Annotated in this window: 26 protein-coding genes and 1 pseudogene; 10 read left to right on the plus strand and 17 right to left on the minus strand. The window is 69.1% G+C overall.

Features of this window, described 5'->3' with window-relative positions:
- The first annotated feature begins 48 nt into the window (after nucleotides 1–48).
- The 4 genes from ACTWQR_RS05660 to ACTWQR_RS05675 are packed head-to-tail and all read left to right on the plus strand — an operon-like array spanning nucleotide 49 to nucleotide 3,806.
- Nucleotides 49–987, plus strand: a complete 939-nt coding sequence (locus ACTWQR_RS05660; protein WP_443225775.1) for an ABC transporter ATP-binding protein — start codon at nucleotides 49–51, stop codon at nucleotides 985–987.
- On the plus strand, nucleotides 984–1,838 hold the full coding sequence (locus ACTWQR_RS05665; protein WP_443225776.1) for an ABC transporter permease subunit: 855 nt from the start codon (nucleotides 984–986) through the stop codon (nucleotides 1,836–1,838). The genes ACTWQR_RS05660 and ACTWQR_RS05665 overlap by 4 nt, the downstream gene beginning before the upstream one ends.
- Before the next feature lie 37 nt (nucleotides 1,839–1,875).
- Nucleotides 1,876–3,144: a sensor histidine kinase gene (locus tag ACTWQR_RS05670; protein WP_443225777.1), complete on the plus strand. Its 1,269-nt coding sequence runs from the start codon at nucleotides 1,876–1,878 to the stop codon at nucleotides 3,142–3,144.
- Entirely contained in the window at nucleotides 3,141–3,806 is a 666-nt protein-coding gene (locus tag ACTWQR_RS05675; protein ID WP_443225778.1) for a response regulator, read from the plus strand. The genes ACTWQR_RS05670 and ACTWQR_RS05675 overlap by 4 nt, the downstream gene beginning before the upstream one ends.
- A 26-nt stretch (nucleotides 3,807–3,832) precedes the next feature.
- Here ACTWQR_RS05675 and ACTWQR_RS05680 read toward each other — a convergent pair whose 3' ends face one another.
- The 11 genes from ACTWQR_RS05680 to ACTWQR_RS05730 form a co-directional block, all read right to left on the minus strand.
- The gene (locus ACTWQR_RS05680) at nucleotides 3,833–4,972 is read right to left on the minus strand and encodes an XdhC family protein (RefSeq protein ID WP_443225779.1); all 1,140 of its coding nucleotides are present in this window, start codon (nucleotides 4,970–4,972) and stop codon (nucleotides 3,833–3,835) included.
- A gap of 161 nt (nucleotides 4,973–5,133) precedes the next feature.
- Nucleotides 5,134–7,320 (minus strand): xanthine dehydrogenase family protein molybdopterin-binding subunit, encoded by a 2,187-nt coding sequence (locus ACTWQR_RS05685; protein WP_443225780.1) that lies wholly within the window; start codon nucleotides 7,318–7,320, stop codon nucleotides 5,134–5,136.
- Entirely contained in the window at nucleotides 7,317–8,297 is a 981-nt protein-coding gene (locus tag ACTWQR_RS05690; protein WP_443225781.1) for an FAD binding domain-containing protein, read from the minus strand. The genes ACTWQR_RS05685 and ACTWQR_RS05690 overlap by 4 nt, the downstream gene beginning before the upstream one ends.
- Nucleotides 8,298–8,309: 12 nt before the next feature.
- Nucleotides 8,310–8,951, minus strand: a complete 642-nt coding sequence (locus ACTWQR_RS05695) for a (2Fe-2S)-binding protein (protein WP_443225782.1) — start codon at nucleotides 8,949–8,951, stop codon at nucleotides 8,310–8,312.
- Between the two features lie 822 nt (nucleotides 8,952–9,773).
- Entirely contained in the window at nucleotides 9,774–10,661 is an 888-nt protein-coding gene (locus ACTWQR_RS05700) for an SDR family oxidoreductase (RefSeq protein ID WP_443225783.1), read from the minus strand.
- A gap of 83 nt (nucleotides 10,662–10,744) precedes the next feature.
- Nucleotides 10,745–11,845: a zinc-dependent alcohol dehydrogenase gene (locus tag ACTWQR_RS05705; RefSeq protein ID WP_443225784.1), complete on the minus strand. Its 1,101-nt coding sequence runs from the start codon at nucleotides 11,843–11,845 to the stop codon at nucleotides 10,745–10,747.
- Nucleotides 11,842–12,834 carry a hypothetical protein gene (locus tag ACTWQR_RS05710; protein ID WP_443225785.1) on the minus strand — a complete coding sequence of 331 codons (993 nt, stop codon included), beginning with the start codon at nucleotides 12,832–12,834 and terminating at the stop codon, nucleotides 11,842–11,844. Before ACTWQR_RS05710 ends, ACTWQR_RS05705 begins: the two co-directional genes overlap by 4 nt.
- A 120-nt stretch (nucleotides 12,835–12,954) precedes the next feature.
- Entirely contained in the window at nucleotides 12,955–13,698 is a 744-nt protein-coding gene (locus ACTWQR_RS05715) for a methyltransferase domain-containing protein (RefSeq protein ID WP_443225786.1), read from the minus strand.
- Between the two features lie 110 nt (nucleotides 13,699–13,808).
- Nucleotides 13,809–14,648, minus strand: coding sequence for a fumarylacetoacetate hydrolase family protein (locus tag ACTWQR_RS05720; protein WP_443225787.1), 840 nt, complete (start codon nucleotides 14,646–14,648; stop codon nucleotides 13,809–13,811).
- A complete protein-coding gene (locus tag ACTWQR_RS05725; RefSeq protein WP_443225788.1) occupies nucleotides 14,645–15,292 on the minus strand; it encodes a VOC family protein in 648 nt (215 codons plus the stop codon). Before ACTWQR_RS05725 ends, ACTWQR_RS05720 begins: the two co-directional genes overlap by 4 nt.
- A 20-nt stretch (nucleotides 15,293–15,312) precedes the next feature.
- On the minus strand, nucleotides 15,313–15,747 hold the full coding sequence (locus ACTWQR_RS05730; RefSeq protein ID WP_443225789.1) for a nuclear transport factor 2 family protein: 435 nt from the start codon (nucleotides 15,745–15,747) through the stop codon (nucleotides 15,313–15,315).
- Between the two features lie 76 nt (nucleotides 15,748–15,823).
- Between ACTWQR_RS05730 and ACTWQR_RS05735 the strand changes: the two genes are divergently transcribed.
- A complete protein-coding gene (locus ACTWQR_RS05735) occupies nucleotides 15,824–17,623 on the plus strand; it encodes an FAD-dependent monooxygenase (RefSeq protein WP_443225790.1) in 1,800 nt (599 codons plus the stop codon).
- A gap of 31 nt (nucleotides 17,624–17,654) precedes the next feature.
- On the opposite strand, the gene ACTWQR_RS05740 is transcribed toward ACTWQR_RS05735, so the two are convergent.
- The 5 genes from ACTWQR_RS05740 to ACTWQR_RS05760 form a co-directional block, all read right to left on the minus strand.
- Nucleotides 17,655–18,233, minus strand: a complete 579-nt coding sequence (locus tag ACTWQR_RS05740; RefSeq protein WP_443225791.1) for a TetR/AcrR family transcriptional regulator — start codon at nucleotides 18,231–18,233, stop codon at nucleotides 17,655–17,657.
- A gap of 259 nt (nucleotides 18,234–18,492) precedes the next feature.
- Nucleotides 18,493–19,425, minus strand: a complete 933-nt coding sequence (locus tag ACTWQR_RS05745) for a quinone oxidoreductase family protein (RefSeq protein ID WP_443225861.1) — start codon at nucleotides 19,423–19,425, stop codon at nucleotides 18,493–18,495.
- Nucleotides 19,426–19,542: 117 nt separating this feature from the next.
- The gene (locus ACTWQR_RS05750; protein WP_443225792.1) at nucleotides 19,543–19,935 is read right to left on the minus strand and encodes a pyridoxamine 5'-phosphate oxidase family protein; all 393 of its coding nucleotides are present in this window, start codon (nucleotides 19,933–19,935) and stop codon (nucleotides 19,543–19,545) included.
- A 48-nt stretch (nucleotides 19,936–19,983) separates the two neighbouring features.
- Entirely contained in the window at nucleotides 19,984–20,778 is a 795-nt protein-coding gene (locus ACTWQR_RS05755) for an SDR family NAD(P)-dependent oxidoreductase (RefSeq protein ID WP_443225793.1), read from the minus strand.
- Nucleotides 20,779–20,973: 195 nt separating this feature from the next.
- The gene (locus tag ACTWQR_RS05760) at nucleotides 20,974–21,768 is read right to left on the minus strand and encodes an alpha/beta fold hydrolase (protein ID WP_443225794.1); all 795 of its coding nucleotides are present in this window, start codon (nucleotides 21,766–21,768) and stop codon (nucleotides 20,974–20,976) included.
- Nucleotides 21,769–21,927: 159 nt separating this feature from the next.
- On the opposite strand from ACTWQR_RS05760, the gene ACTWQR_RS05765 reads away from it, so the two are divergent.
- On the plus strand, nucleotides 21,928–22,521 hold the full coding sequence (locus ACTWQR_RS05765) for a TetR/AcrR family transcriptional regulator (RefSeq protein ID WP_443225795.1): 594 nt from the start codon (nucleotides 21,928–21,930) through the stop codon (nucleotides 22,519–22,521).
- A gap of 78 nt (nucleotides 22,522–22,599) precedes the next feature.
- Here ACTWQR_RS05765 and ACTWQR_RS05770 read toward each other — a convergent pair.
- A pseudogene (locus ACTWQR_RS05770) lies at nucleotides 22,600–22,704 on the minus strand (carbohydrate ABC transporter permease); the annotation flags it as partial.
- A 351-nt stretch (nucleotides 22,705–23,055) separates the two neighbouring features.
- On the opposite strand from ACTWQR_RS05770, the gene ACTWQR_RS05775 reads away from it, so the two are divergent.
- The 4 genes from ACTWQR_RS05775 (at nucleotide 23,056) to ACTWQR_RS05790 (ending at nucleotide 25,950) form a co-directional block, all read left to right on the plus strand.
- Nucleotides 23,056–23,967: an alpha/beta hydrolase gene (locus tag ACTWQR_RS05775; RefSeq protein ID WP_443225796.1), complete on the plus strand. Its 912-nt coding sequence runs from the start codon at nucleotides 23,056–23,058 to the stop codon at nucleotides 23,965–23,967.
- A 214-nt stretch (nucleotides 23,968–24,181) separates the two neighbouring features.
- Nucleotides 24,182–24,781, plus strand: a complete 600-nt coding sequence (locus tag ACTWQR_RS05780) for a flavodoxin family protein (protein WP_443225797.1) — start codon at nucleotides 24,182–24,184, stop codon at nucleotides 24,779–24,781.
- A gap of 54 nt (nucleotides 24,782–24,835) precedes the next feature.
- The gene (locus ACTWQR_RS05785; protein WP_443225798.1) at nucleotides 24,836–25,228 is read left to right on the plus strand and encodes a nuclear transport factor 2 family protein; all 393 of its coding nucleotides are present in this window, start codon (nucleotides 24,836–24,838) and stop codon (nucleotides 25,226–25,228) included.
- Nucleotides 25,229–25,251: 23 nt separating this feature from the next.
- The gene (locus ACTWQR_RS05790) at nucleotides 25,252–25,950 is read left to right on the plus strand and encodes a type 1 glutamine amidotransferase domain-containing protein (RefSeq protein ID WP_443225799.1); all 699 of its coding nucleotides are present in this window, start codon (nucleotides 25,252–25,254) and stop codon (nucleotides 25,948–25,950) included.
- The last annotated feature ends 82 nt before the right edge of the window (nucleotides 25,951–26,032 follow it).

Consider the following 26,032-nt stretch of genomic DNA (forward strand, 5'->3'; position numbering starts at 1 on the left):
GACCCCCTTGCAAGAACCTTGAGGCCTAAAACAACCCGGAGGTGGCTGGTGATCGAGGTGAACAACCTCAGCAAGAGGTACGGCGACAAGCTCGCGGTCGACGCGCTGAGCTTCACCGTGCGTCCTGGCGTGGTGACGGGCTTTCTCGGGCCCAACGGGGCGGGCAAGTCGACGACGATGCGGATGGTCATGGGTCTTGACCGCCCGTCGTCCGGAACCGTCCGCGTCAACGGCCGTCCCTACGAGGAGCACAAGGCCCCGCTGGAGGAGATCGGGGCGTTGCTGGAGGCGAAGTCGATCCACCCTGGACGCTCGGCGTATCACCACCTGCTCGCGCTGGCGGCGAGCAGCGGCATCGGCAAGCGGCGGGTGCTGGAGGTGATCGACATGGTCGGCCTGGCGGAGGTGGCCCGCAAGCGGGCGGGCGGTTTCTCGCTGGGCATGGGGCAGCGGCTGGGCATCGCCTCGGCACTGCTCGGCGACCCGCGGATCGTCATGCTGGACGAGCCGGTCAACGGCCTCGACCCCGAAGGCGTGCTGTGGATCCGCAACCTCCTCAAGGACCTCGCGGACCAGGGGCGGACCGTCTTCGTCTCCTCCCACCTGATGACCGAGATGGCGTTGATCGCAGAGGATCTCATCGTGATCGGGCGCGGCCGGCTGCTGTCCGCGGGCCCGCTCGCCGACTTCATCGCCCAGTCCGCCGGCCGGAGCGTACGGGTACAGTCGCCGCAGGCCGCGTCCCTGCGTGACCTGCTGGTGGGTGACGGTGTCTCGGTCAGCAGCAGCCGGCCGGGCGTGCTGGACGTCCAGGGGCTGGAGGCCGCCGAGATCGGCGAACGCGCCGCGGCCGCCGGGCTGGTACTGCACGAGTTGTTCGTCCAGGAGGCGTCACTGGAGGAGGCGTTCATGGAGCTGACCCGCGACTCCGTCGAATACCACGCCACCACCACCGAGTTCGCCACCGCCGGAAGGACGAACCGATGAGCACCACCGCCCTCGACACACAGGACACGGGCGACACACAGAAAACGACCGGGACCGCCGGTCGGCATGCGGGCGGTCAGCAGGTCACCTTTCCGCGGGTCGTCCACATGGAATGGATCAAGCTGCGGTCGCTGCGCTCGACGCTCTACACGCTGGCGATCACCGTGGCACTGGTCATCGGCTTCGGACTGCTGTTCAGCAGTGTGGTCGGCTCCGGAGATGGTCCGGGAGAGGATGATTTCGGGGACCCGACCTCGATCAGCCTGGGCGGGGTGATGCTCGCCTCGCTGGCCGTCGCGGTGCTCGGGGTCCTGATGAGTGCCGGTGAATACGCCACCGGGTCCATCCGCGCCACGCTGGCCGCGGTCCCGTCACGGCTGCCGGTGCTGTGGGCCAAGGTGGTCGTCTTCGCCGTGGTGAGCTTCGTGCTCATGTTCATCGCGGTCCTGGGAGCCTTCCTGGCCGGTCAGTCGGTCCTGTCCTCCCGCGGTCTGGACACCACCGCGCTGTCCGATCCAGGGGTGTTCCGGGCACTTGCCGGCGCGGCGGTCTACCTGACCGGTGCCGGACTGATCGGCCTGGCGGTCGGCGTCCTGCTGCGCAACACCGCCGGAGCGATCACCCTCGTGGTGGGCGCGCTGTTCGTGGTGCCCGGCCTCATCCAGCTACTGCCCAGCAACTGGAACGACGCCATCGGCCCGTACCTGCCGTCGAACGCGGCGAACGCGGTCATGACCGTACAGACGGCCAGTGACTCGCTGTCACCCGGCTCCGGGCTCGCGGTGTTCGCCGGTTACATCGTCGTGCTCCTGGCCGGCGCGGCCGTCCTGCTCAAGCGACGCGACGCGTGACCCCGGTTACGGATCTGTACTGAGGAACGGTGAAGCCGTGATCGGACCGGCGCCGCTGCGACGGATGACCGGCGCTCACCCGCGCCTGCTGGATGCCGCCCTCGCCACCCTTGTGGGCGGTGTCGGCATGCTGCCCTTGTTGGTCGGGCGGTGGCCCGACGGCGTACGACCGTCGGGCGCCGACGCCATCGCCGCGGTGGCCGCGTTCCTGCTTCTGCTGGCCCGCCGCCGGGCACCGCTGCCCGTCCTGGCGCTGGCGGTGCTCGGGGAGGTGGCCTTCACCGTCCTCGCGTCGTATCCGTCGCGGGTGCTGAAGGTCGCCGCGTTGATCGCGGTCTACACCGTGGCCCGAACGGTCCGTCGGCGGATCGCGTTGATCGCCACCGCAAGCACGGCCCTCACCCTGTACGCCGTCATCACCTGGGCGATGGATTCGGCCTCCAGCCCGGAGGGTGGCGCCGCGTTCGCCTGGACCGGGATGTTCGCCGCCGTCGGCGTCACCGTACGCACCTGGCACGACTACGTCGCCGCGATGGAGGAGCGAGCGCTGCGGGCGGAGGCGAGCAAGGAAGAAGAGGCCCGCCGCCGGGTCGCCGAAGAGCGGCTGCGCATCGCCCGGGAACTCCACGACGTGATCGCCCACAACATCGCCCTGATCACGCTTCAGTCGGGCGTCGCGGGGCATCTCCTGCGCAGTCGGCCGGATCAGGCCGAGGTAGCGCTCGGCCACATCCGTGACGCCGGCCGCACCGTCCTGGACGAACTGGGATCGCTGCTGTACGTGCTGCGACAGTCCGGCGACGAGACGGACGATGTGCAGCCGACCGAACCCTTGCCCGGCCTGTCCCGCCTCGGAGGGCTCCTCGAATCGCTGACCGCCGCCGGACTGAGCGTCCGCCACCGGCAGGCCGGCCACCCGCGCCCCCTGCCGACCGCCATCGACCTGACCGCCTACCGTGTCATCCAGGAAGGGCTGACCAATGCCCACAAACACGGTGCCACCGCCGAGGCGGACCTGCGCGTCGACTACGAGAGCGACGAACTGCGCATCCGGATCGCCAACCGCATACACATCGGCCCGTCCCCCTCGCCGGCCGGGATCGGCACCGGACACGGGCTGACGGGCATGCGCGAGCGTGCCCACGCGGTCGGCGGCACCTACCAGGCCGGAGCAGACGCCGACGGTCGTTTTCACCTCGATGTGCGTCTGCCATTGCCCGAAGCCGGGCCACCGACCGACACCCGCACGTCGGATCGGTCCGGCACGGTCCTGCGCTCGACCGCCACTCAGGGGAGGCAGGGATGACCATCCACGTCCTGCTCGCCGACGACCAGGCCCTCGTCCGCACCAGCTTCCGCATGCTCATCGAGTCGGAGCCGGGCCTGGAGGTGGTCGGAGAGGCGGCGACGGGCGAAGAGGCGGTCAGACTGGCCCGCAGCACCCGTGCCGACGTCGTCCTGATGGACATCCGGATGCCCGACATGGACGGCCTCGCCGCCACACGTGCCATCTCGGCGGACGAAGACCTCGCGGGCGTACGGGTGCTGATCCTGACGACCTTCGAAGCCGACGAATACGTCTTCCAGGCGCTGCGTGCCGGGGCCAGTGGGTTCCTCGGAAAGGGCGTGGAGCTCTCCGACCTCCTCGACGCCATCCGGCTGGTCGCCCGCGGAGACACGCTGCTGTCACCCAAGGCGACCAAGGCGCTCATCGCCCAGTACCTTGCCACGCCCGACAGGACGAGCAGTCCGGCCCCGGAGCTGACGAGCCTGACCGAACGCGAGCGCCAGGTGCTCGTCCTCGTGGCCGCCGGTCTCTCCAACGACGCCATCGCCGAACAGCTCCACGTCTCGCCCTGGACCGCCAAGACCCACGTGAACCGCATCATGACCAAGCTCGGCGTCCGCGACCGCGCCCAACTGGTCGTGATCGCCTACCAGACCGGCCACGCCCACCCCGGCGCATGACCGACCGCACGGCATCTGTGCATGCGTTACGGCACCGTCGCCAGGCCGGACAGAGGTTGCGTGGGATGGTGGATGGGGCCGGTGCCCTGTGACAGGGACCGGCCCGTGCCGCGGCCGGCGTGGGCGATGATCTCCGCCGTGATGGAGATCGCTGTCTCCTCGGGCGTACGGGCGCCGATGTCCAGGCCGATCGGTGAGTGCAGACGGGCCAATTGGTCCTGGGAGACGCCGGCTTCCCGGAGGAGGTCGATGCGGTGCTCGTGGGTGCGGCGTGAGCCCATCGCGCCGACGTAGCCCACGGGGAGGGTCAGTGCCAGGCACAGCAGGGGGATGTCGAACTTGGCGTCGTGGGTGAGGACGCAGACGGCGGTGCGGGCGTCGGTCTCGGTGGCCGCGAGATAGCGGTGGGGCCAGTCGGTGACGACCTCGTCGGCGTACGGGAAGCGGGCGGCGGTGGTGAAGACGGGGCGGGCGTCGCAGACGGTGACGTGGTAGCCGAGGAAGCGTCCGGCCTGGCTGAGGGCGGCGGCGAAGTCGACGGCGCCGAAGATCAGCATGCGGGGGCGGGGTGCGCGGGTGTGGACGAGGACAGTCAGCTTCCGGGGACAGGTGCCGCCGTCGCCACCCACTTCGATGCGGGCTGTGCGGCCCACCCGCAGGAGCGCGCGGGCGTGCGCCACGACCTGCCGGTCCTCACTCCCGGAACCGAGCGTGCCGTCGTGGGACCCCTCGCCAGGGACGTGGAGCGTACGGCCGACGAGTTCGTCGGGGCCGTCGACGATGTGGGCGACGGCTGTGCGGCGCCCCGCGAGCACGGCTTCGAGGGCGGTGACGAGGTGGGGCTCGGCGACGGGTTCCACGCGCTGTACCAGGACCGAGATCTCGCCGCCGCAGGTCAGGCCGACGGCGAAGACGTCGTCGTCGGAGTAGCCGAAACCGGCGCGGGCGGGCGGCCCGCCGTGTGCAAGGACGTGTTGGCACAGCTCGTAGACCGCCGCTTCGACACAGCCGCCGGAGATGCTGCCGACCGCGGTGCCGTCCGTGTCGACGGCGAGGGCGGTGCCGACGGGCAGGGGTGCACTGCCCGTGACGTGGACGACGGTGGCGAGGGCGAAGGGGCGGGCCTCGCGGCACCACTGGTGCAACGTGTCCGCGATGTTCAGCATGGCGGGCTTTCCGTGAGGTGGGTGACTTGAGGGACCGCCGCCGCGCACTGGGGGAGAGGCCGCGGCGGCGGCCCCGGTGCCCGGCGGTGTGGCTTGGGCCGCCGGACGCTGGTGGGAGCGCCCGGGTGGCCGGTGGGCGGACCGGCCGGCCGGGCATTCGTTCAGAGCAGGGCTTCGGCGGTGATGGGCAGTTCGCGGATCCGGCGGCCGGTGGCGTTGAAGACCGCGTTGGCGATGGCGGGCGCCACTCCGACGATGACGATCTCGCCGAGTCCCTTGACGCCGATGGGGTCGGCTTCGTAGTCCTCGCCCTCGATGTAGATCGCCTTCATGTCAGGCATGTCGGCGTGGGTCGGCACGAGGTAGTCGGCGAGGTTGGCGTTGACGATCCGGCCGTCGCGGTGGTCGGTGACCGTGTGCTCCATCAGGGCATGACCGATACCGCCGACCATGGCCCCGATGGCCTGGCTGTCGGCGAGTCTCGGGTTGATGATGCGGGCGGCGTCGTACACGCCGACCATGCGCCGCACCCGTACCAGGCCGAGGCGGGCGTCGACGGCCACTTCGGCGAACGTCGCGGCGTAGGCGTAGAAGGAGAACTTCTCCGATTCCGACGCCCCGGCGTACGAGCCCATCGCTTCGAGGTGGGTGCGGTTGTTGCGGGCCAGCAGCCGCCGGTACGTCTCCCCGCGGGTGGGTTCGTCCTTCACATACAGCCGACCGCCTCGTACGACGATGTCTGCGGCGTCGGCTCCGTGCAGCGGTGAGCCCTCGTCGTTGACCGCGAGCGTGATCGCCTGCTTGCGCAGCTTGTCGCAGCCGTCCTGAACAGCGGATCCGACACTGGCCATGGTCTGTGAGCCGGCGTGGACGGGGGCCGGGGGCATGAGGGAGTCACCGAGCCGGAAAGTCACCTGGCGCATGGTCAGGCCGAGGGCGTCGGCGGCGACCTGGGTCATGGAGGTCGCCGTGCCGGGGCCCATGTCGCTGGTCGCGGACTGCACCAGGGCGGTGCCGTCGGCATCGAGCCGGACCGAGGCCTGGGCCTCGCTGCGCTGGGTGTCGTAGACACCGGCGGCCATACCCATACCGATGAGCCAGTCACCGTCACGCGTCGAGCGGGGCTTGGGGTTGCGCCGGTGCCAGCCGAACTCGCGGGCGCCCACGCGGTAGCAGTCGCGCATGCGGCGGGTGGAGAACGGCAGATTGGTGGACTCGTCGGCGGCAGGTTCGTTGCGCAGCCGCAACTCGATCGGGTCCAGGCCCAGTTCGTGGGCGAGTTCGTCCATCGCCGTCTCGACGGGGAAGGCACCGCTGGCGTAGCCGGGGCCGCGCATGAACCACGGGGTGCTCACGTCCAGCGGGACGTGACGGTACGCCTGACGCACGTTGGGCGTGCTGTAGAGCATCCGGCCGGGTTCCAGGACGTGTTCGCTGTGCCGTTCGTAGCGGGAGCTCTCGGTGCGGATGTCGTGCGCCGACGCGGTCAGGCGGCCCTGCCGGTTGCCGCCGAGGCTCAGTTCGTACTCGTATGCGGGCCGGAATCCCACGCCGAAGTACAACTGCCTGCGCGTGAGTACGAGTTTCACGGGGCGTTTCACTTCGCGGGCGGCCAGGGCCGCGATGACGGATTGCACCCAGGTACGGGCAGCGCTGCCGAAGGCCCCGCCGACGAACGGCGAGATGACACGGATGCTGTCCGGCGGGATCCCGAACTCGGCGGACAGGGTGAACACGGTGCCCTGCACATACTGGGTCTTCTCCCAGACGGTCAGCCGGTCACCGTCCCAGCGGGCGACGGTGCCGGCCGGTTCCATCGGGTTGTGGTGGTTGCGGGCCATCCGGTACGTCAGGTCCAGCCGGATCGGGGCGGAGTCCAGGGCCGCGTCGGCGTCGCCGCGTGCATAGGTCTCCGGATCGTCGGCGGGTTCGGCGACGCTGATGTCGGTCGAAGAAGGCTCGGCGTCGTAGGAGACCTCCACCAGGCTCGCGGCGTGCTGGGCGGTCTCCAGCGTGGTGGCCACCACGACCGCGACGGGCTGTCCGAAGAACCTGACCCGGTCGTCCTGGAGGGGTCGCAGCGGCTCACCCGGCGGGAATCGCCCTTCACGGGGCGGCAGCTTGGGCGCGTTGAGATGGCTGATCACCTTCAGGACGCCGGTCTGGGCTTCGGCGGCCCGGGTGTCGATGCCGGTGACACGACCACGGCCGACGCTGCTGTCGACGATGACCGCGTGCACGACCCCGTCGGGGCTGTTGTCGGCGGCGTACTTCGCTTGCCCGGTCACCCTCAGCCGTGCGTCGACCCGGGGCGCCGCCGCACCGACCGCTGCCTGCGGCTGGTTCATTTGGTGCCTCCTACGGTGCTCAGCTGGCGTTCGACGGTGCGTTTGAGGAGCTCGGTCTTGAAGCCGTTGTGGGTAAGGGGGCGGGTCCCGACGGCGGCTTGCTCCGCGGCGGCCGCCCACAACGACTTCGAGGGACGCTCACCGACGAGATGCAGCTCGACGGCGGGGAGCTTCCACGGCACCGTGCCCACTCCCCCGGCGGCCACCTTCGCCTCCTGGATCACTCCACCGCGCACGTGCAGTGCGACGGCGGCCGACGTGAGCGCGAACTCGTACGACTGCCGGTCGCGCACCTTCAGATAGCCGGACTTCAGCGGGCGCGGAAGCGCCGGGATCTCGACTGCTGTGATCAACTCGCCCTGCCTTAGGGCCTGTTCACGCTGAGGGGTGCTGCCCGGCCGCAGCAGGAAGTCGACGAAGGGGACTCGACGCTCCCCGTCCGGGCCCAACAGGTGGACAGTCGCCTCCAGGGCCGCGAAGGCCACGGCGACGTCGGAAGGGTGGGTGGCCACGCAGGAGTCGGACGTGCCGAGGATCGCGTGGGTGCGGTTGAAGCCTTCGAGCGCCGCGCAACCGGAGCCGGGCTTGCGCTTGTTGCAGGCGGCTGTCACATCGCGGAAGTACGTGCACCGGGTGCGCTGCATGATGTTGCCGCCGATGGTGGCCATGTTCCGCAGCTGGGCGGACGCGCTCAGCTCCAGCGCCTCGGAGATGACGGGATACAGGGCGCGCACCTTGGGGTGGGCGGCGGCCTCGGCCATCCGCACCAGGGCACCGATGCGCAGGCCGCCGCGCTCGGTGACGGTGACCTCGCGCAGCGGCAGGCGGCTGATGTCGACCAGCGAGCCGGGGCGCTCGACGGTCTCCCGCATCAGGTCGACGAGCGTGGTACCGCCGGCGATGTAACGACCGCCTGCGCGACCGGCGTTGAGGGCCTCACGCGTGTCCGCGGCCTTGGTGTAGGTGAAGGGATACATGGGGATCGGTCCTCACTTCCGGCCGGCGGCCTGCTCGACGGCGCGCTCGATCTTCACGTAACAGCCGCAGCGGCAGAGGTTGCCGCTCATCCACTCCCGGATCTCCTCCGTGGAGCCGGTGTGGCCCTCCTGGATGCACCCGACGCCGGACACGATCTGGCCCGGCGTGCAGAAGCCGCACTGGAAGGCGTCCTGGTCGATGAACGCCTGCTGGAGCGGGTGGAGCCGGTCGCCCTTTGCCAAACCCTCGATGGTGGTGACCTCGGCGCCCTCCAGCCGCACAGCCAGCGTCAGGCAGGAATTGACCCGGCGTCCGTCGACCAGGACCGTGCAGGCACCGCAGGCACCGGCGTTGCAGCCCTTCTTCGAACCGGTCAGGTCCAGGTGCTCGCGCAGCAGGTCAAGGAGCGAGGTGCGGTTGTCGACCGTTACGGTGCGCCGGACGCCGTTGACCGTCAGGGAAACGCGACTGCCGGGCGGTGCCTCGGCGGCGGCCGCTTCCTCGGCGGCGAGCGCGGGCGGCCCCTCGGCCAGGCCACCGACCACGGCGGCTCCTCCGACAGCGGTGGTCGTGGCGATGAAGGTACGTCGACTGGGTGGTGTCGGGGACTCGGCGGGAGAAGTCGCAGCTTGAAAGGGACGTTCGGTGGACATGTCCACTCTCCCTCATTGGTGGCACGGGTAGTTGTCAGGTGTGTGCCGATGACTTGCCGCTTCCGCGAAGGCGCGCCGCTCGCGTTGCCCGGGCAGGCATCTGCTCGCGCGGCGCACTGGTCCTTCGGCCCGGGAGAAACAACGACTCCACCGGCGCAGCCCGGCGAAACCGGCGTGAAGCCGCCGATTCCAACGCAACGTTCCAGCACCCGGACGTCACCGGAGGTCACCCGGTCCACCCACCGGGCCACCGGGACGAAGTCGTAGCCGGCGAACAGGGGCGAGGCACAGGCGGCACCGTTGGCCAAGCAGCCCTCGGGGATCGAGGCCGGGATTCGGAACACCTGCCAAGCATTAACCCCCTGATGACTATCAAGCAAGCGTTATTGCATCAAGCATCCTTATACTCACGCTTATTTAATTTCGACACCCCATCCGCCGGGAATCCGTCCAGGAGGACACCCCGTCGTTCGCCATGCCGCTGCCGCGTCACCGTTCAGGACGACGTCACGTTCAGCCACGCCGAGGCCGGCGACGCCAGCGCGTTCCCCACGGCCGCCCGCCTGGCCTGCCATGCGGGCGGCGGCGGGTGACGCGGACCGAACGGCCCGCCGGTTCTTCCGGCGGGCCGTCACGGTTTGCGGGTGATCGTGGGCACGATGCGGGGCCTCAAGGGACGTCCATCATGGTCGTCCCGGAGATCACAGGCCGCGTGCGGTAAGCCAGTTGAGAAACTCCTGGATGCCGTAAGCGGTGTGCGCGCCTGAGTTCGTACCGGCCGCAGCACCGTAATGTGCCGTCCCCACCCGCGAAGGAGCATGACTAACCTCGGGCGGTGAACGCGGTGGCCGCCTCCTCGAAGGACGCGGGTTCGCGGCCGAGCAGCATCCGCAGGACGTTGCTGTTGCCGCGCAGGCCGTGGCGGTCGTAGTCCTGCCACATGGCACGCATGTCGGGGCCCCTGGACGGATCGTCCGCCACTCCTGGCGGGAGCGGCGCTTTCGCCCAGTCGACCGTCCTCGCCTCGAGCTCCACGCCTCGTGCACGTCCCGCGATGCGCAGGGCCTCGGCCGGCGTAGTGGTGGGTCCCGCCAGCTCGTAGGTCGCCGAGTCGTGGCCCCGCTCGGACAGCACCTTGACGCCGACTTCCCCGAGCTCACGCAGGTCGATGAAGGAGAACCGGTGATTGACGTCGAACGGCACGTCGACCTGCCCGGCGGGAGCCCTCCCCCACGTCGACAGGACGATCTGGGCGAACATCGAGGGCTGGAGGATCGTCCAGTCCAGGTCCGAACCCCGCACGGCGGCCTCGGCGTTCGCCTTGCGCAGGTGATGGCGCAGGCCGGGGGTGTGCGGGTGGAGGACGGACAGGTAAACGAACCGGCGCGCGCCCGCATGTTCGGCCGCCTCCAGCGCCCTCATCGCGAAGACGTCCTCCTCCGGGTGGAACGCCGGCGGAATCATGAACACGAGGTCGGCGTTCTTCACCGCCTGGCGGACCGTGTCGGGCTCCGCGAGATCGGCTTCGACGATCTCGTCGGCGCCCAGGGCGGCTCCCCGTTCACGGCCCGCCGGCCCGTGCACCACCGCGCGGACCCTGAACGGAGCCCGCCGCGCCGCCTCCAATAGGTAGCTACCACAGAGCCCGCCCGCCCCGATCACCGCGAGCAAGGGCGGCTCTTCGCTGCGTACGGCTTCCGTTTCGGACACTTTCCGGCTTCCTCTCGCTGGATCCTCGATGGCTCGGCGGCTCCGCGGCTCCGCGGAGCACGATGACGGACTCGTGCCCGGGATCAGGGGTTGATCACGGGCATCCACATGGGTTCGTCGCGGCGTTGGACGGCCTCGACGGCCCCCATCGCGTCGCTGAGCGGGAACCGATGGGTGATGAGCTCGTCAGCAGCGAGGGCGCCGGTCTCCAGCAGGCGCAGGACTTCCAGCGCGTCATTGCGGGTACAGGCGCGGGTACCGACGAACCGCCACATGTTCAGCATCATTGCCATCGGTGACTGCTGCAGCGGCGTCATATTGCCTCCCATGTGCACCAGTGCGCCGCCGGCCGCGAGCCCGGCCATGGCCTGACCGGTGACCGGCCCGTCGGGAACGTAGTCGAGGACCGCATGTGCTCCGCCGGGTGCCAGTTCGCGCAGCCGGCCGGCGAGGGCGCCGGTGGCCGCCCAGTCGTCGGGGAGTTCGTCCAGGGCGACGACGCTGGTCGGGATGCCACCGGACAACGCGGCGACAGCCTTGAGCCTGTCTTCGTGGCGGCCGACGAGGACGAGGTCGGCGATACCGAAGTGCTTCGCCAGCTTGACCGTCGCGCTGCCCATGGCACCGGTCGCGGCAGTGACGACGACCGTGGATCCCATCGGCAGCTCGGCCCACTTGAGTGCGCGTACCGCGTTGGCCATGGTGAGAACCTTGGCGGCGACGTCGAAGCTGACGGATTCCGGCAGCGGGTCGACCAGCCAGTACGGCAGACGTACGTATTCCGCGAGCACGCCGTTGTGGTACTCGTCGTAGAGGGGCATCGCAACGTCGTTGAAGGCGGCGTAGCCCATCATGGACTGCTGCGGGCACATCATGTCGCGGTCGGTACGGCAGTAGATGCAGGTGCGGCAGTTCAGGAAGGTGTGCACCCTGACCCGGTCACCGATGCGGACGCCGGTGGCGTCGCTGCCGACGGCGGCGATGGTGCCGGCGGCCTCGAAGCCGAGGGTGGTGGGCAGATGCTTGAACGCGCCCATTTTGAGCAAACGCATGATCCCCGGGGCCAGGCCTGCGGAGGCGACCCGCACGACGACATCCATCGGACCGGGCTCGGGGACGGGGATGTCCTCCAGGACAAGGGTGCTGGCGTCACGACGGGCGCGCAGGGCAAGCATCGTGGTCATGAGTGGACCTCCACGTCGAGGGCCGCGAGCCGTTCGGGCGAGTAGTGGTCGGCGGTACGGGAGGTCTTGGCGACCTGCGGAACCTCGCTGCGCGAGAGCAGGCTGACATGGTCACCCGCCTCGGTCGCGACACTGGCGTACGAGATCCCGAGCGGGATGCGCACGAAATCGCCGGGCTCGAGGTCGACGAGGCCGTGCTGGGTGATCAGGGTGCGGTGGCCGTTGGCCTGGTACTGGATCTCGTCGGCGTCGAGGGTGCGGCGGTAGCGGCGTTCACCGCCGGGCACGGTGGTGACGAGGCCGATACGGACGCGGTCCGTGCCGTACAGCCAGGTGGTGTCCTGGGCACGGTCGGGGCGCAGTACCTGTATCCGGCGGTCGTCTCTGTGAACATGTTCGAGCAGCTGCTGTTCATCGACCCCGAAGAGGGTGATGTCGCGACCGGGGGTGCCCAGGTTCCAGCTGACGGCTTCGTTGGCCGGGGCGGACTGCCAGCCGGGAAACGGAGGGAACACCGCCTGGGACTCGCGCTGAGCCGGTACGAGCTCGGCGACCGGAGCGGGGATGTAGAACAGCAAGTGGCTTGCGGCGCGGCTGTAGTTGTCGTGGGCCACGCCCCGGGGGATGCGGGAGAACTCGCCCGCCCGGTGCTCGACCACACCGAGTTCGGTCATCAGGGTGCGCTCACCGGCGATCTGGTAGCAGAGCTCGTCCACGTCGCAGTTGCGGTGGTAGAACGGCTGCCGACCGTCGAGCTTCTGCCACTCGACGCGGATCTCGTCGTTCTCGTACACACCGCGCGGCGGGGCGTACGCCTCTTCCTGATACTCCTGCGGGTAGTGCACCACGGCCAGTGGCGGCTGCTCGTCCCACAGCTTCATGGGCACCTTGGACGGATGCGGCGGCGCCAGCAACAGGTGCTCGTCGCGGACGACGCTCTGCAGCGGCTGGTCCGATGCCATGACCATGAGGTCCTCGTTGACACTCACGGCAACCTCCTCATTCGGGGTGGCGTCGCGTAATGCGGCTCAGGTTGTCAGCCGATCCCGCTGCCCGGAACTCGGCAGGATCGGGGTCTTTTCAGAACGATTTCGGTGCTGCCGGCGCTGTTACTTCTTTCGTCCCCAGAACATCTCGATTCCGCGCCATTCCAGCAGCTGCGGGCTGTCGACGGTGTCCCCGAATGCTTCGCGGACCTCCTCGCCGGACCAGTAGGGAATGTCTTCCACGGAGACCTGCTGAAACAGCTTGTCGAACCATTGCCGGAGATGGACGTCGGAGTTGATGCGCGCGGTGAACGTCGGCCCCTTCAGGACCGACTCGGCCAGCACGATGCGGCGGCCCGGCTTCATCACGCGCAGCAGGTCCCTGGCCGTCTCTTCCCAGTCGTCGCAGTGCTGGGTCGCCTGGAGCACCGCGACGCAGTCGTACTGCTCGTCGGCCTTCGAGTCGGCGTAGTCCCAGCGCCAGCAGCCGGTCTGGCCGTTCCGTCCGGGGAGCCGGCCCAGGACCGCCTTCCGCCCCTCATGGATGATCTCCACCTCATCCACGGCGCCGTCCGGTCCCACGATCTCCCGCATGTCTTCCACCCACCCCGCGGGGGCGATGCCCTCGCCGATGAGCAGGACCTTGTCTCCGGCGCGGAGTTCGAGGAGACCATAGACGATTTCGGAGATCGGCCGGGCCAGCTCCCGCCAGATGTAGGGCAGCCCGCCGGCGATCGACACGGCGGTCCCCCACTTTTGCTGCAGGGTGCTGTCGTGGACTTCCTTCCCGAAAATCTCCTCGTCCCACGGCTGGACGTGGTCCCACGGGTTTCCGCCGCCGAAACTGCTCTTGGAGTCGCTGCTCACCTGATTGCCTCCTACGACTGGACCCTCGCATATGCGATGGCCGCCAGAATTGACTTTTCCCGACTTCCAGGACGCCACGGCTCCGGCATCCTCAGGATGGCCTCCGCGCGTCAGGCGCAGGTGTTCGCGAGGGTGCCGATGCCCTCGATCTCGATCCGGACCTCGTCCCCGGTCCGCAGGAACAGGCCTTGTTTGTGCCCCACCCCGGCCGGGGTGCCGGTGGCGATCACGTCGCCGGGTTCGAGGGTCGTCTGCCGCGACAGGTAGGAGACCAGCGCGGGAACCGGGTGGATGAGCTGGGAGGTGCGCGCGTCCTGGCGGAGCTCGCCTGCGACCCAGGTGCGCAGGTGCAGGTCATCAGGATCGGCGAACTCGTCGAGCGTGGCCAGGGCGGGGCCCATGGGGGTGAAGGTGTCGAAGCTCTTGGCCGCGGTGACGTTGGCGGCCCGGCCGGGAACGCGTCCCTTCTGGACATCGCGCGCGCTGACGTCGTTGCAGATCGTGAAGCCGGCGACGTACGAGTACGCGTCCGCCTCCGGCACGTCGGTGGCGCGCCTGCCGATGACGACCGCGAGTTCGCCTTCGTAGTCGACCTCGTCCGGAGCCGCCTTCGGGAAACGGATCTGCTCTCCCGTGCCGATCACCGAGGACGGAGCCTTCAGGAAGATGACGGGATCCTCCGCCGTGCCGGCATACCCCACCTCCGTGCGGTGACCGGCGTAGGCGTAACCCACCGCCCATACCTTGGAGGGCCTGGGGACGGGGGCCACGAGCTGGGCCTGAGCCATGGGTACGCGGTCGCGGACCGTGGCCGTGGCGATGGACGCGATGTCGAGGCCGGACTGCAGGGCGGCACCGAGGTCCGCCGCGCCGACGTCGAGAAGGGCGACGGTCTCGCCGTCGTCCGCCAGTCTGCCGATCCCCTTGACCGTGCTGACGAGCCTCGTCACAGGGCCACCGCCTGGTTGTCCAGGCGCAGCAGCTCGTCCTTGGGGTCACCGGCACGGTAGCGGGCGACGAAGCGCTCGGGGTTGAGCTCCAGGCCGGAGGGGTTCGCCGCGAAGACGGGCCCGGACATGAAGGCCACCTCCTCCTCGGTGGTGGCGAAGTTGGCGCAGGAGAACTCGACGATGTTCCCGTCCGGGTCGCGGAAGTAGAAGCTGGTGGCCTGGCCGTGGTTGGCGGCACGGTGCGGGCGCGCACCCACGGACGCCATGTGCTCGTACTGGGTGACCAGTTCACCCAGCGAGCCGACACCGAACTGGAAGTGATGCAGGCCCGGCCCTGAGGCGTCCGTCCCGATCAGGCTGTCGATGCCGAACAGCGCGAGGACCTGACTGCCCTGCGGGGCGTCATGCACACGGAAGAAGCCCAGCCGGACATCGACCGCCCGCTCGGGCATCCCCGCGGGACGCGGCGGGGCGTCGGGGTCCGGGGTCCGCTCGTAGAACGGGCCGTGTCCCAGTACGTGTGTGTAGAAGGCGGCCATGTCGTCGTAGCGGCCGGTCTTGAGCACGACTTCGGCTATCTGCAGCGCGACGGCTTGTGTCTCGGTGGCCGCGGGGGCGGCCGTGCTCTGGGGGGTGGTCGTCATCGTGAGGGACTCCTTGCCCGTCAGACGGTGGGGTGCAGCGGCCTCGAGGTGCGGTGCGTGATCCGCCACTCCCCGCCGGAGTGGCGGAACCGATGAACGGTGTTGAGGACGCGGTCCAAGACATAGGCGCCGTCGGGTTGCCGGACGTGCAGCAGAACCATGGCCTGCAACTCGACCCGCTTGTGGCCACTTCCGTCGCCCTCGTCGTCCTGACCGGTGACGACCTCGTTGGCGAGCACATGGACGGTCTGCCGTCCGGTATCGGCCTCTCGCGCCTTGAGAAAGCCGAGTATCTCGTCCCGGCCGCGGAAGACCCGGCCGTGCGCCTCGAACTCGGCGTCGTCGGCGAACGCGCCGATCCCGGCGGTGGCCCGGCCACGGTCGATGTCGTGGTGGTAGCTGACGACCAGGGCCCGGCAGCGGCCCACAGCATCGCTTCGATCGGCCGGAGACACCACAACGTTCCCCTATCTCTTGAACTCGGGTCAAGGGTAGCACCGCACCCATCTTGTCGATAGGTGCCAGATCTTCATGCTCTTCCACAGAACGGCCCGGGCATGCGAGTCTGACTCAGGTTCAAGAGTTTGGGTCGCGACTGATCCAACCCGTGTTCAGGAAGGCAGGTCCCCTGTGTCTGACCGCAACGAAAGAGCCGGATCTCGGCGTGTCCTGGTTGTCGGGGCGGGCCCCGTGGGCCTCTCGCTCGCGATCGAGCTGGGGTGGCGCGGTGTGCCGGTGACGGTGATCGACCAAGGTGATGGCCGCGTGCCCTTCCCGGCGGGCGAGGCGATCTTCTCCCGCACCATGGAACACCTTCGGCGCTGGGGCTGTGCGGAAGAGGCGCGCGCGGAGTCGGCACCGCCCACCGACTATCCGCACCGGACGGTGTTCGCCACGTCAGTGACGGGGCACGTACTCGCCGAATTCGACTACGGGGTCACGAACCGGTCTCCCGGCGCGTACGGCCCGCTGACGCCGGAGGGCCCCGCGTTCCTGTCCAAGTTCTCGTTCCTGCCGCTGCTCGAACGGACGGCGCGCGGCCTGCCCTCGGTCGAGATCAGGTTCGCCACGCGCCTGGAGACGTTCGAGCAGGACTCCGACGGTGTCCTCGCCGTGGTGCGTGACCTGGAGAGCGGCGCCTCCGAGACGCTGGCCGGCGACTACCTCGTGGCCTGTGACGGTGGCCGCAGCAGCGTCCGGCGCGCGCTGGGCGTCGAGTTCGAGGGCAGGTTCGCGCAGGGCCAGAACTTCGCGGTGCATTTCCGTGCGCCGCGGCTGCTGGACCTGCTCCGGGAGCGGTTGGGCGGCCCGGCGGTACAGATCCACACGCTGTCGTCGCCGCGCAGGCCGTACGTCACGGTGGTCAACGGCGTGGACGAGTGGCGGCTCTCGGTCTACCTGGAGCACGAGCCGGAGCCCGGGGACGCGGTCGCCTGGGTGCAGGAAGCCGTCGGTGCGCCCATCGACGTGGAGATACTCGCCGCCCAGCCCTGGAGCGGGCACTGCGTCGTGGCCCGCAGCTACCGCGCGGGGCGGGTGTTCCTCGCGGGTGACTCGTCGCATCTGCTGTGGCCCAAGGGGGGCTTCGGCGCCAACACCGGGATCGGCGACGCCGTCGACCTCGGCTGGAAGCTCGCCGCGGTCCTCCAGGGCTGGGCGGGCCCGGCATTGCTCGACAGCTACGAACTGGAGCGGCGGCCGATCGCCGTCCGCAATGTCACGGAGGCCTCGAGCAACTGGCGGTCCGACTCCCAGCTCGCACCCGACGCCGCACTCGGCCGCGCGGACGCGGAGGGCGAACGGGCCCGCGGTGAGATGGGCGAGATGATCCGCCGGTCGAGGGGCAAGGAGTTCCGCTGCACGGGCGTCCAGCTCGGCTACCGCTACAGCGGCTCCCCGATCTGCGTGCCGGACGGCACCCCCGAGCCGCCCGACGAGCCGGACGACTACGTCCCGTCCACCTGGCCCGGTTGCCGCGCGCCGCACATCTGGCTGCCCGATGGCAGCTCAGTGCTCGACCACTTCGGCCGCGGGTTCGTGCTCGTGGTCTCGGGGTCGGCAGACCCGTCCGCGCTGGTGAAGGCCGCGCACCGGCGTGGCGTGCCGTTGACGGTGCTGCGCCTCGCCGATCAGGCCGCGGCGAGGCTCTACGAGAGGCCGCTGGTGCTGGTTCGCCCCGACGGGCATGTCGGGTGGCGCGGCGAGCAGGCTCCGGCCGACCCCGTCGCGGTGCTCGACCGGCTGCGCGGGGCGGAGGCCGAGAATCCGGCCGCGGGTTCGGTCACGGTGACGCGGGCGGTGTCGGCGAGAGTCGCCACTCGCCAACTCTGACCGTCCCAACCCGACCCGCCGTGATCAGCGGTCACACCCTCTTGATCGGTGAACGCCCCGCCAGGACGGACTCCATCAGGAGACGGATCATCTCGTGTGCCGGTCTGTTCCGGTCGTTGGGCACGTTCGCGCCTTCGAACACGGCGACCACGGTATCGCGGAGGAGCGCGGCATCGATGTCGGGGTCGCCGTCGAGGCCGCGCTCGGCCATGACCTCGTCGACCAGTCCGACGATCCAGCCCAGGAAGGTGTTGTGGGCGGCCCGAACCGCCTCGGAATGCGGAAGCCGGTCGTGCATGGCCTGGTGCAGCGGCCGGGAATAGCGCATGTCGGACAGCCCCCGCACCAGCCGGTTCAGTGGGTCGGCGCCCGCCTGCTCCGCGCTGAGGGTACGGATCTCGCGGCTGAGCATCCGGTCCATCACCGCGGCGAAGATGTCGTCCTTCGAGTCGAAGTACCAGTAGACGTTGCCCCTGGCCACTCCGGCGGCGGCACTGATGTCCGCCATCGTGGTCTTGTCGTACCCCTTGGCGAGAAAAAGCTCGGTGGCCGCGGCCAGCAGATCACCTGTCCGCTCTTCACGGGGGATCTGTTGGCGGTTACGCGGCATCCCGGGCTCCTCTGATGTGTTCAGCTCGTCTCAACTGAGTGTAGACAGCGAGCTGAACCGGCCTGACGGCAAGGAAGGGTTCTTGCCGAGAGAACGGCGGCACGACGGTGCCGGGCATCCCGGAAGCCTGCGAGATGGCTGTATGGCGTAGACATGGCCGTGTCCCCCTGCCTGTGGCAGGGGGACACAGCCGCCTCGGTCTGCTGACCGGAGCTTCGGCGTCCGTGAGGTCGCCGGCCGAAAGCACGGTCGGGTCGGGTCAGGGCACCAGGACGATTTTCCCGCTGGTGCGACCGGTCATGACCTGGCGATGGGCGGCAGCGGCTTCGTGAAGAGGGTAGCTTCCGGCGATCAGGACGTTCAGCCGCCCTGCCTCCGCGGCCTCGGTGAGCCGCAGTCGGGCGGCGTCCCGGACGTCCGTGCCCGGATCCGCGCCGGGCCCGCCGCCGAGGAGCTTGATGCCGGCCTGGGCCCCGCGCGCGAACCCCGCGATGGTGGCGATGCGGGAACGGTCCGCCACGAGTTCCACGGATACATCCACCGCCTCGTCGGTGCCCACCAGGTCGGCCGCCGCGTGGACGCCATCCGGCGCTGCCGCGCGTACCCGGTCGGCCAGACCGGGCCCGTACGCGATCGGAATCGCCCCCAGCTCGCGCAGCATGTCGTGCTTGCCGGGACTTGCCGTTCCCACGACAGTGGCGCCGCCCGCCACCGCCAACTGCACGGCGATCAGGCCGACTCCGCCGGCGGCACCATGGATCAGCACCGACTCGTCCTTGCGCAGACCGATCGCATCGAGAACGTGTGCGGCGGTGACGCCGACGACCATCAGGCCGCCGGCCTGCTCCCAGGACAGCGCGGCGGGCTTCGGCACCACCGACGAGGCCGGGACGACGAGTTCGGCGGCGTACGCGCCGGGCGCACGATAGGCGATCACCTCGTCGCCGACCTCGACCGGACCTGCGGGGCCGGTCGCGTGGGCGCCCACCGCGGTCACCACACCCGCCGCCTCGGCGCCGAGCCGCATCGGCAGCTTCGCCGGATCGGTCCCGAAGGTGCCGTCGTACATCTTGTGGTCGAAGGGGTTCACCCCGGCGGCGCGGACCGCGATGCGCACCTGGCCCGGCCCGGGGTCCGGGACGGCGACATCGATCACCGAAAGCACCTCGGGATTTCCGTACGCACTCGCCACTACTACTTCACTCATGTCACCAACTCGGTTCCGAGGGACTCATTCCTGCACGGTTGCAGGGGTTTGCGTCGTTCGGCTCTGCGCTGAGCAGCCATGCCCGCCGCAAACAGTGGACTGTCATGCAGGGATGTCGATGCTCCAAGACGTGACCCAGTTGGGTATCACCTCGACCCAGTTCGGACCGAAACCCGGCCCCAGCACCTCGCCACCTTCCGTGTGCAGGACCGCCTCTCCCTTGATGAGGACCCCGCGCGGCTGCCAGGTCTGCCCGTCCGCCACGTCGTCGACCACCAATGCCGCCTGCGGGTTGACCTTGAGGTGACGGATGTAGAGCCGCTCCCGTCCACGCCCTTCCAGGACGCGCCCCCCGATCTTGATGACCTCGCGCTCCGGATCGAAGTGGTACCGGATGGGCACCACGTGCGGTTTGCCGGACGTACCCGTCGTGGCGAGCCGCCCAAGGATGTGTTCGCTCAGGTAAGCGACTTCCTGCGCGTTGAACCTACCCATGTCGATCTCCGTTTCGTTGGTTGGCTCCGACGTCCACGGAACGTCGGCTCACCGCGGCAGCGGCTGCCGGTAGCGGGAGGCGAGGCCCGAACGGCGGCCGCCGGACAGTACGGCGCCCTCGGCGGCGAGCAGCGCGTCGAGTGCCGCGGACTGGTCCTCCAGGCCCGGGACGCAGATCGTCTCGCCCAGGCGGAGCCCGGCGAGACTGGCTCGCGCGACGTCCTCGGCGGTCATGGCGACCGGGACGGTCTGCCCGATGCCCTGGTGGAACTCGGTGGCCACCGGGCCGGGACAGACCACCTGGGTACGGATCCCGGTGTCGGCGAGTTCGTGACCCAGGGTGCGGGTGAAGGCCACGGTGGCGGCCTTGGCCGCGGTGTACAGGGTGCGGCGGGGCGGGCGTGGGCCGGTCCGTCCGGCGCTGAAGGCGAGCAGTGAGGCGACGGTGACGATCGCCCCCTCGTCGGCGGCGAGCATGCCGGGCAGTGCGGCGCGGACGAGCTGGACGTGCGCCTCGGCGTTGAGGGTGAGCAGATCGTCGATCCTGGCCGGATCGACCTCGATGAGCGGGGCGTAGCCGCCGACACCGGCGTTGCTGATCAGGACGCGGACGTCCCCGACACCCAGGCGGTCCCCCACCTTGGCGATGCCCTCGCGGGTGGCGAGGTCGGCAGGCAGGACCTCCACCGCGGCACCGACCTTACGCAGCTCCTCCGCCAAATCCTGCAGCCGGTCGGCGCGACGGGCCACCAGGACGAAGTCCGAGTCCGCGGCGAGGAGACGGGCGTAGGCGGCACCAACCCCGGAGGAAGCACCTGTTATCAGAGCAAGGGGCCTAGTCATGACGACATGGTAATTCAGTAGATTGCTAACTGCCAAATGCTTGATACTCATCAGGGTGCCTTAGTCTTTCCCGTGCCTGAAACGGCGAACCGGAGGGGCGGATGAGCTGCGGCGGGCGATCGAAGCATGGGCCGAGGGGCCACACCGCTGTTCGCCGCGTGACCCTGCCCGTGGCGTGCCGTCAGGTGTGTGTTTTCAGGCGTGGTGTTTGGCGAGGAAGTCGGTGATGAGGTGCAGCCATTCGTCGGTGCGCTCGAGCATGGGGAGGTGGCCGGTGGCGATTTCCGCGAGGTGGGCGTCGGGGATGGTCTCGGCGAGGTGGCGGTGCAGGGCGGGTGAGGTGAGTCGGTCGTCGGTGGTGGAGATGACCAGGGTGGGGACGGTGATGCCGGTGAGGTCGTCTCGGACGTCGAGCTGGCCGACGAGGTCGGTCTGTTCGGAGCTGCCGTCGGCTGCGCCGGCGGCGACGTAGCCGAGGGTCTGGCGCAGTTGTTCGGCGGGCATGGACTCCAGTGCCTGGGTGCCGAGGGCCATCATGAGCTGGAATTCGGCGAGCAGTTCGCGGTCGCCGGTTGCGGCGATCTTGCTCCAGACCGATGAGGCGAGGGCGAGGCGGTTGTCGCGGTGGGGGAAGGCGGCGGTCAGGACGAGTGCGGTGACGCGTTCGGGGTGGCGGGTGGCGGCGCGGATGGCGACCGGGCCGCCGAGGGAGTAGCCGGACACGGCGAAGCGGTCGAGGCCTTCTGTGTCGGCGGCGGCGATGAGTTGGTCGGCGAGGTCGTCGACGGACAGTGGGGTGGTGGAGCGGGGGGTGTCGCCGCTGCCGGGGTAGTCGATGCCGACGACGGTGTGGTGGGCGGCGAGTGCGTCCAGGACGGGGCCGTAGGTGCCGGCCAGGCTGCTGCCGGCGCCGTGGGCGAGGAGCAGGCCGGGGCCGGAGCCGAGGCGGGTGCGGGCGAAGGTGGGCTCGGGCAGGGTGCGAGGTGACATGGTCATCCGCCTTTCGAATGGGTGGGGTGGGGGCCGTCACGCATGGAAATCATCCAGTGCGTGTGATTGCCCTCCTGTTCTATCACACACCCTGGATGATTCAGGTCGGGTTGTGACCTCAATCACACGAACCGTATGATTTGTGGGTAGGGTGGTGGCATGACGCAGCCCGCCCACCGCCGCCGGCCGGCCCTGAGCAACCCGCGCGTGCAGCGCACCCGCAACCACGTGCTGGCCACCGCGCGCGACCTGCTGCTCCAGGTCGGACCCGCAGCACTGACCTATGCCCTGCTGGCCGAGCGGGCGGACGTCACCCGCCAGACCCTCTACCGGCACTGGCCCACCCGGGCCGCCCTGCTCTTCGACCTCGTCCTCGAAGGTCCCGACCTCGGCACCTATCCGGAACCGGGCAGCGACGTGCGTGCCGTGGCCACCGCCTGGCTCAAGAGCATGCGCGCCGGCGTCAGCGTCCCGGCCGTACGCAGCGCGGTACTGGCCATCGCCGCCCAGGCCGACCACGACCCCGACAGCGCCCAGGCACTCGTCCGTATCAGCGAGGACCGCCACGCGGACCTGAACAAGCTGCTGGAGCCTTCCGGCATCCGTCCCAGCGACGACGAGTTCGCCCTGCTGTACGGGCCCGTCCTCGCCCGGCTCTTCCTGGACCGCGGCGAGGTCACCGACGCCTTCATCGACGCCGTCGTCACTCAGTGGCTCACCACCCTGCAGCGCGCCGACGCACCGCGGGAGTGATCACCTCAAGTCGGCCGAGTTCGGGTTCGGCGCGGTGAGCGAGCCAAGGGGCGAGGCGGTGCCGTCAGGAGAAGCCCCTCACTTGCCGAACCCGGCGGTGAGTCCGCTGATGAGCTGGCGGCGGCCGAGGATGTAGAGGGCGAGGATCGGCAGCGTGGGGAGGACGACCGCGGCCAGGATCGCAGAGCCCCGACAAGCGCGTCCTGCCGTTGTTCGTGTGGAGCTTCCAGGGCGAGTTCACCATCAACATCCCGAGGATCAGCGGGAAGAGGAAGCCCGTTCCAGCGTTCCCAGACGTTCAGGATCTCGTAGAAGCGCCGATGGCCCGTGGCACCCGGTGGCCGATGATTGAGCCCCTCGGCAATTCTCTACGGGAGGCCCCCGCCTCCTCAGGGGCGAACCACTTACCCCGAGACCGACATCCAGGGGAAAGTTTCTTCCCCCTCACCATGAGTAGACATCGTCTCGGCTTCGGCGAATTATGGCGGAAGGACGGCCCGGTGGCGGACCAAGGCCGAGAAAAGGGCAGGAACCATGGTCAAAACTGTTTCCTTCAGGAACAAGGCAGTAGAAATCTCGGGACACCTTCACCTGCCGGACAACTTCAGGGAAGACGAGAAATTTCCGGCTCTCGTCGGCGTTCATCCGGCTGGAGGAGTAAAGGAACAGGCCATCGGAGCCTACGCCAAGAGGCTCGCTGCGCAGGGATTTGTTACCGTGGTATATGACTCCTCATACCAGGGAGAGAGCGGCGGCGAACCCCGCCTCTTGGAAGACCCGACGACCAGGGTGGAAGACGCCCGCTGCGCAGCCGACTTTCTTACCACTCTTCCGTTCGTCGACTCCGAACGAATGGGAGTTTTTGGCATTTGCGCCGGGGGCGGCTACGCAATCAGCGCGGCACAGACCGAACGTCGCTTCAAGGCAGTAGCCACCGTCAGCGCAGCTCCCATGGGTGAAGGTTCCAGAGGCTTTCTGGGGCATATGTCCCCGGTGGCCGAGCAGATCGGTACGCTGGAAATGGTTGCCAAGCAGCGCACGGCGGAAGCGCGAGGAGACGCACCTCTCTACGCCCCGTTTGTCCCAGAAACGCTGGAGGAGATCGACGAAAACACACCGGACCTCCTGCGTGAAGGATACGACTACTACAGGACGCCCCGAGGTCAGCATCCCAACTCCAAGGGCCGCTTCCTGCTGACCAGCATGGACAAGATGTTCGCCTTCTCGGCATTCGACCAAATTCCAGAACTGCTGACCCAACCGATGCTCCTCATCGCAGGGAGCAAGGCGGACACAAAGGTGTTCAGCGACCAGGCTTACGAGCTTTCCAAAGGGCCGAAGGAGTTGTTCGTCGTCGAAGGTGCGACTCATATCGCGTTGTACGACGTGCCCGAATACGTGGATCAAGCGATCACCAAGATGGTGGAGTTCTTTGCCGTCCTCTAGTATCGCCGAGACCTGGGACCACGACCACTGAGCCGGGCACTTGCTTCGGCACCGTTCGAGGCCGGCCAAGCCGACCTCGGCCAGGGTGTTCTCAACATGGCCGCCGGCCCGGAGAACGGTAGGCAGGGGAAATTTTCTTCCCCCTCACAGCGCGCTCTTCCGGTGCAAGGCTTGGTCACGAACTGAGCGAATACATTCGAGGAGCCCGATCACCATGTCTCATTCCAGCCGCCCCACAATCGCCATTGCCTTCCATTCGGGCTACGGCCACACTGCCGTCGTCGCCGAAGCCGTGGCGCGTGGCGCAGCGGGAGCCGGCGCCGAGGTGGTCTCGATCTCCGTCGACACCATCACCGACGAGCAGTGGGCGCAGCTGGACGCCGCCGACGCGATCATCTTCGGTGCCGCCACGTACATGGGTACCGCCTCCGCGGCCTTCCACGCGTTCGCCGAGGCCAGCAGCAGGCGCTGGTTCTCCCATGTCTGGGTGGACAAGCTCGCCGCGGGCTTCACCAACTCCGGTGCCAAGAGCGGCGACAAGTCATCCACCCTGGGCTACTTCGCCACCTTGGCCGCCCAGCACGGCATGCACTGGATCAGCCTGGGTCTGCTGCCTGGCTGGGATTCCACCACGGGCAGCGAGGACGACATCAACCGGCTGGGCTTCTTCATGGGCGCCGGCGCCCAGAGCCCGACCGATGCCGGTCCGGAAGCGGTCCACAAGTCGGACGTCGCCACCGCGGAGCACCTGGGTGCGCGCGTCGCGCGCCAGGCCGCGATCTTCCGAGCCGGGCGAGCCGCCCTCCCTGCCTGATCACAAGGCCTTCCTTTCCGTATTCGATTCCCCCACCCCCGCAAGGAGCGCACCATGTCCGACTCCCCCGGCCTCGCCCTCATCCGCCGGGTCTACGAATCCCGAATGGCGCCCGAGGTCACCAAGGAGGTCATGGCCCCGGACTTCGTCTGGGACATCACCCCGGGCTTTCCGAACAGCGGCGTCTACCACGGCTGGGACAGCGTGGCGAAGGACTTCTTCGGCACGCCGATGCCGAACATCGTGTCCTTCGGCGCGGGTCCCGAGGAGTTCTACGCGGACGACGAAGGCCACGTCTTCGTGTTCGGGCACTACCACGCCGAGACCAAGACCGGGGACAAGGCCGACGTCCGGTTCATCCACCTGTGGACCGTCCGTGACGGCAAGGCCGTCAGCATGCGGCAGGCCGCCGACAGCCACGTCCTCCAAGAAGCCCTCAAGGGCTGAGACCCCCGACCAGGAGACCCCCCATGGCGAAGATCCTCTTCGTGATCACCGCGTCCGACCACTGGACGCTGGCCGACGGAACCCGGCAGCCGGCCGGCTTCTGGGCCGAGGAAGCCATCGGCCCGTACCAGGTCTTCAAGGAGGCCGGATACGAGATCGCGGCGGCGACACCCGGCGGTGTACCGCCCACAGCGGACGCGCTCAGCCTCACCGCGGAGTTCAACGGCGGCGAGGAAGGCGCGCAGCGCATGCGCACCGCCCTGCGCGAGGCGACCGAGCTGGCGCACCCGATGCCCATCGAGGACGTGGACGTCGACGACTACGTAGCTGTCTTCTACCCCGGCGGCTGGGGCCCGATGGAGGACCTGCCCGACGACGCCGAGTCCGGCAAGCTGCTCACCGAGTGGCTCGCCTCGGGCAAGCCGGTGTCACTGGTGTGCCACGGCCCCGCGGCGCTGCTTGCCACCATCGGTCCCGACGGGACGTCCCCGTTCGCCGGCTACCGCCTGACCGGCCTCTCCAACGCCGAGGAGAAGCAGAACGGCCTCGCGGACCGCGCGAAGTGGCTGCTGCAGGACCGCCTCGTCAACGAACTCGGCGCGGACTACCGCGAGACCGAGCCGTTCGCCCCGCACGTCGAGACCGACCGCAACCTGTACACCGGCCAGAACCCGGGCTCGGCGGTCCCGCTGGCCCAGGAGCTCGTCAAGGCCCTGAGCTGACGAGGTACTGGGCTGACGCCACAGTTGTGCGACCTCTCGGCGGCCCGGTACGTACTCCGGGCCGCCGAGTCCTCTTCCGCTT

Source organism: Streptomyces sp. 2A115, from assembly GCF_052245575.1.
Classification (GTDB): Bacteria; Actinomycetota; Actinomycetes; order Streptomycetales; family Streptomycetaceae; genus Streptomyces.

Bases quoted from the DNA above. Each gene is read 5' to 3' on its own strand.
- ACTWQR_RS05665 (WP_443225776.1), top strand. From the start codon at position 984: ATGAGCACCACCGCCCTCGACACACAGGACACGGGCGACACACAGAAA.
- ACTWQR_RS05675 (WP_443225778.1), top strand. From the start codon at position 3,141: ATGACCATCCACGTCCTGCTCGCCGACGACCAGGCCCTCGTCCGCACC.
- ACTWQR_RS05680 (WP_443225779.1), bottom strand. From the start codon at position 4,972: ATGCTGAACATCGCGGACACGTTGCACCAGTGGTGCCGCGAGGCCCGC.
- ACTWQR_RS05685 (WP_443225780.1), bottom strand. From the start codon at position 7,320: ATGAACCAGCCGCAGGCAGCGGTCGGTGCGGCGGCGCCCCGGGTCGAC.
- ACTWQR_RS05690 (WP_443225781.1), bottom strand. From the start codon at position 8,297: ATGTATCCCTTCACCTACACCAAGGCCGCGGACACGCGTGAGGCCCTC.
- ACTWQR_RS05695 (WP_443225782.1), bottom strand. From the start codon at position 8,951: ATGTCCACCGAACGTCCCTTTCAAGCTGCGACTTCTCCCGCCGAGTCC.
- ACTWQR_RS05705 (WP_443225784.1), bottom strand. From the start codon at position 11,845: ATGACCACGATGCTTGCCCTGCGCGCCCGTCGTGACGCCAGCACCCTT.
- ACTWQR_RS05725 (WP_443225788.1), bottom strand. From the start codon at position 15,292: ATGACGACCACCCCCCAGAGCACGGCCGCCCCCGCGGCCACCGAGACA.
- ACTWQR_RS05735 (WP_443225790.1), top strand. From the start codon at position 15,824: ATGCTCTTCCACAGAACGGCCCGGGCATGCGAGTCTGACTCAGGTTCA.
- ACTWQR_RS05740 (WP_443225791.1), bottom strand. From the start codon at position 18,233: ATGCCGCGTAACCGCCAACAGATCCCCCGTGAAGAGCGGACAGGTGAT.
- ACTWQR_RS05750 (WP_443225792.1), bottom strand. From the start codon at position 19,935: ATGGGTAGGTTCAACGCGCAGGAAGTCGCTTACCTGAGCGAACACATC.
- ACTWQR_RS05755 (WP_443225793.1), bottom strand. From the start codon at position 20,778: ATGACTAGGCCCCTTGCTCTGATAACAGGTGCTTCCTCCGGGGTTGGT.
- ACTWQR_RS05760 (WP_443225794.1), bottom strand. From the start codon at position 21,768: ATGTCACCTCGCACCCTGCCCGAGCCCACCTTCGCCCGCACCCGCCTC.
- ACTWQR_RS05765 (WP_443225795.1), top strand. From the start codon at position 21,928: ATGACGCAGCCCGCCCACCGCCGCCGGCCGGCCCTGAGCAACCCGCGC.
- ACTWQR_RS05775 (WP_443225796.1), top strand. From the start codon at position 23,056: ATGGTCAAAACTGTTTCCTTCAGGAACAAGGCAGTAGAAATCTCGGGA.
- ACTWQR_RS05780 (WP_443225797.1), top strand. From the start codon at position 24,182: ATGTCTCATTCCAGCCGCCCCACAATCGCCATTGCCTTCCATTCGGGC.
- ACTWQR_RS05785 (WP_443225798.1), top strand. From the start codon at position 24,836: ATGTCCGACTCCCCCGGCCTCGCCCTCATCCGCCGGGTCTACGAATCC.
- ACTWQR_RS05790 (WP_443225799.1), top strand. From the start codon at position 25,252: ATGGCGAAGATCCTCTTCGTGATCACCGCGTCCGACCACTGGACGCTG.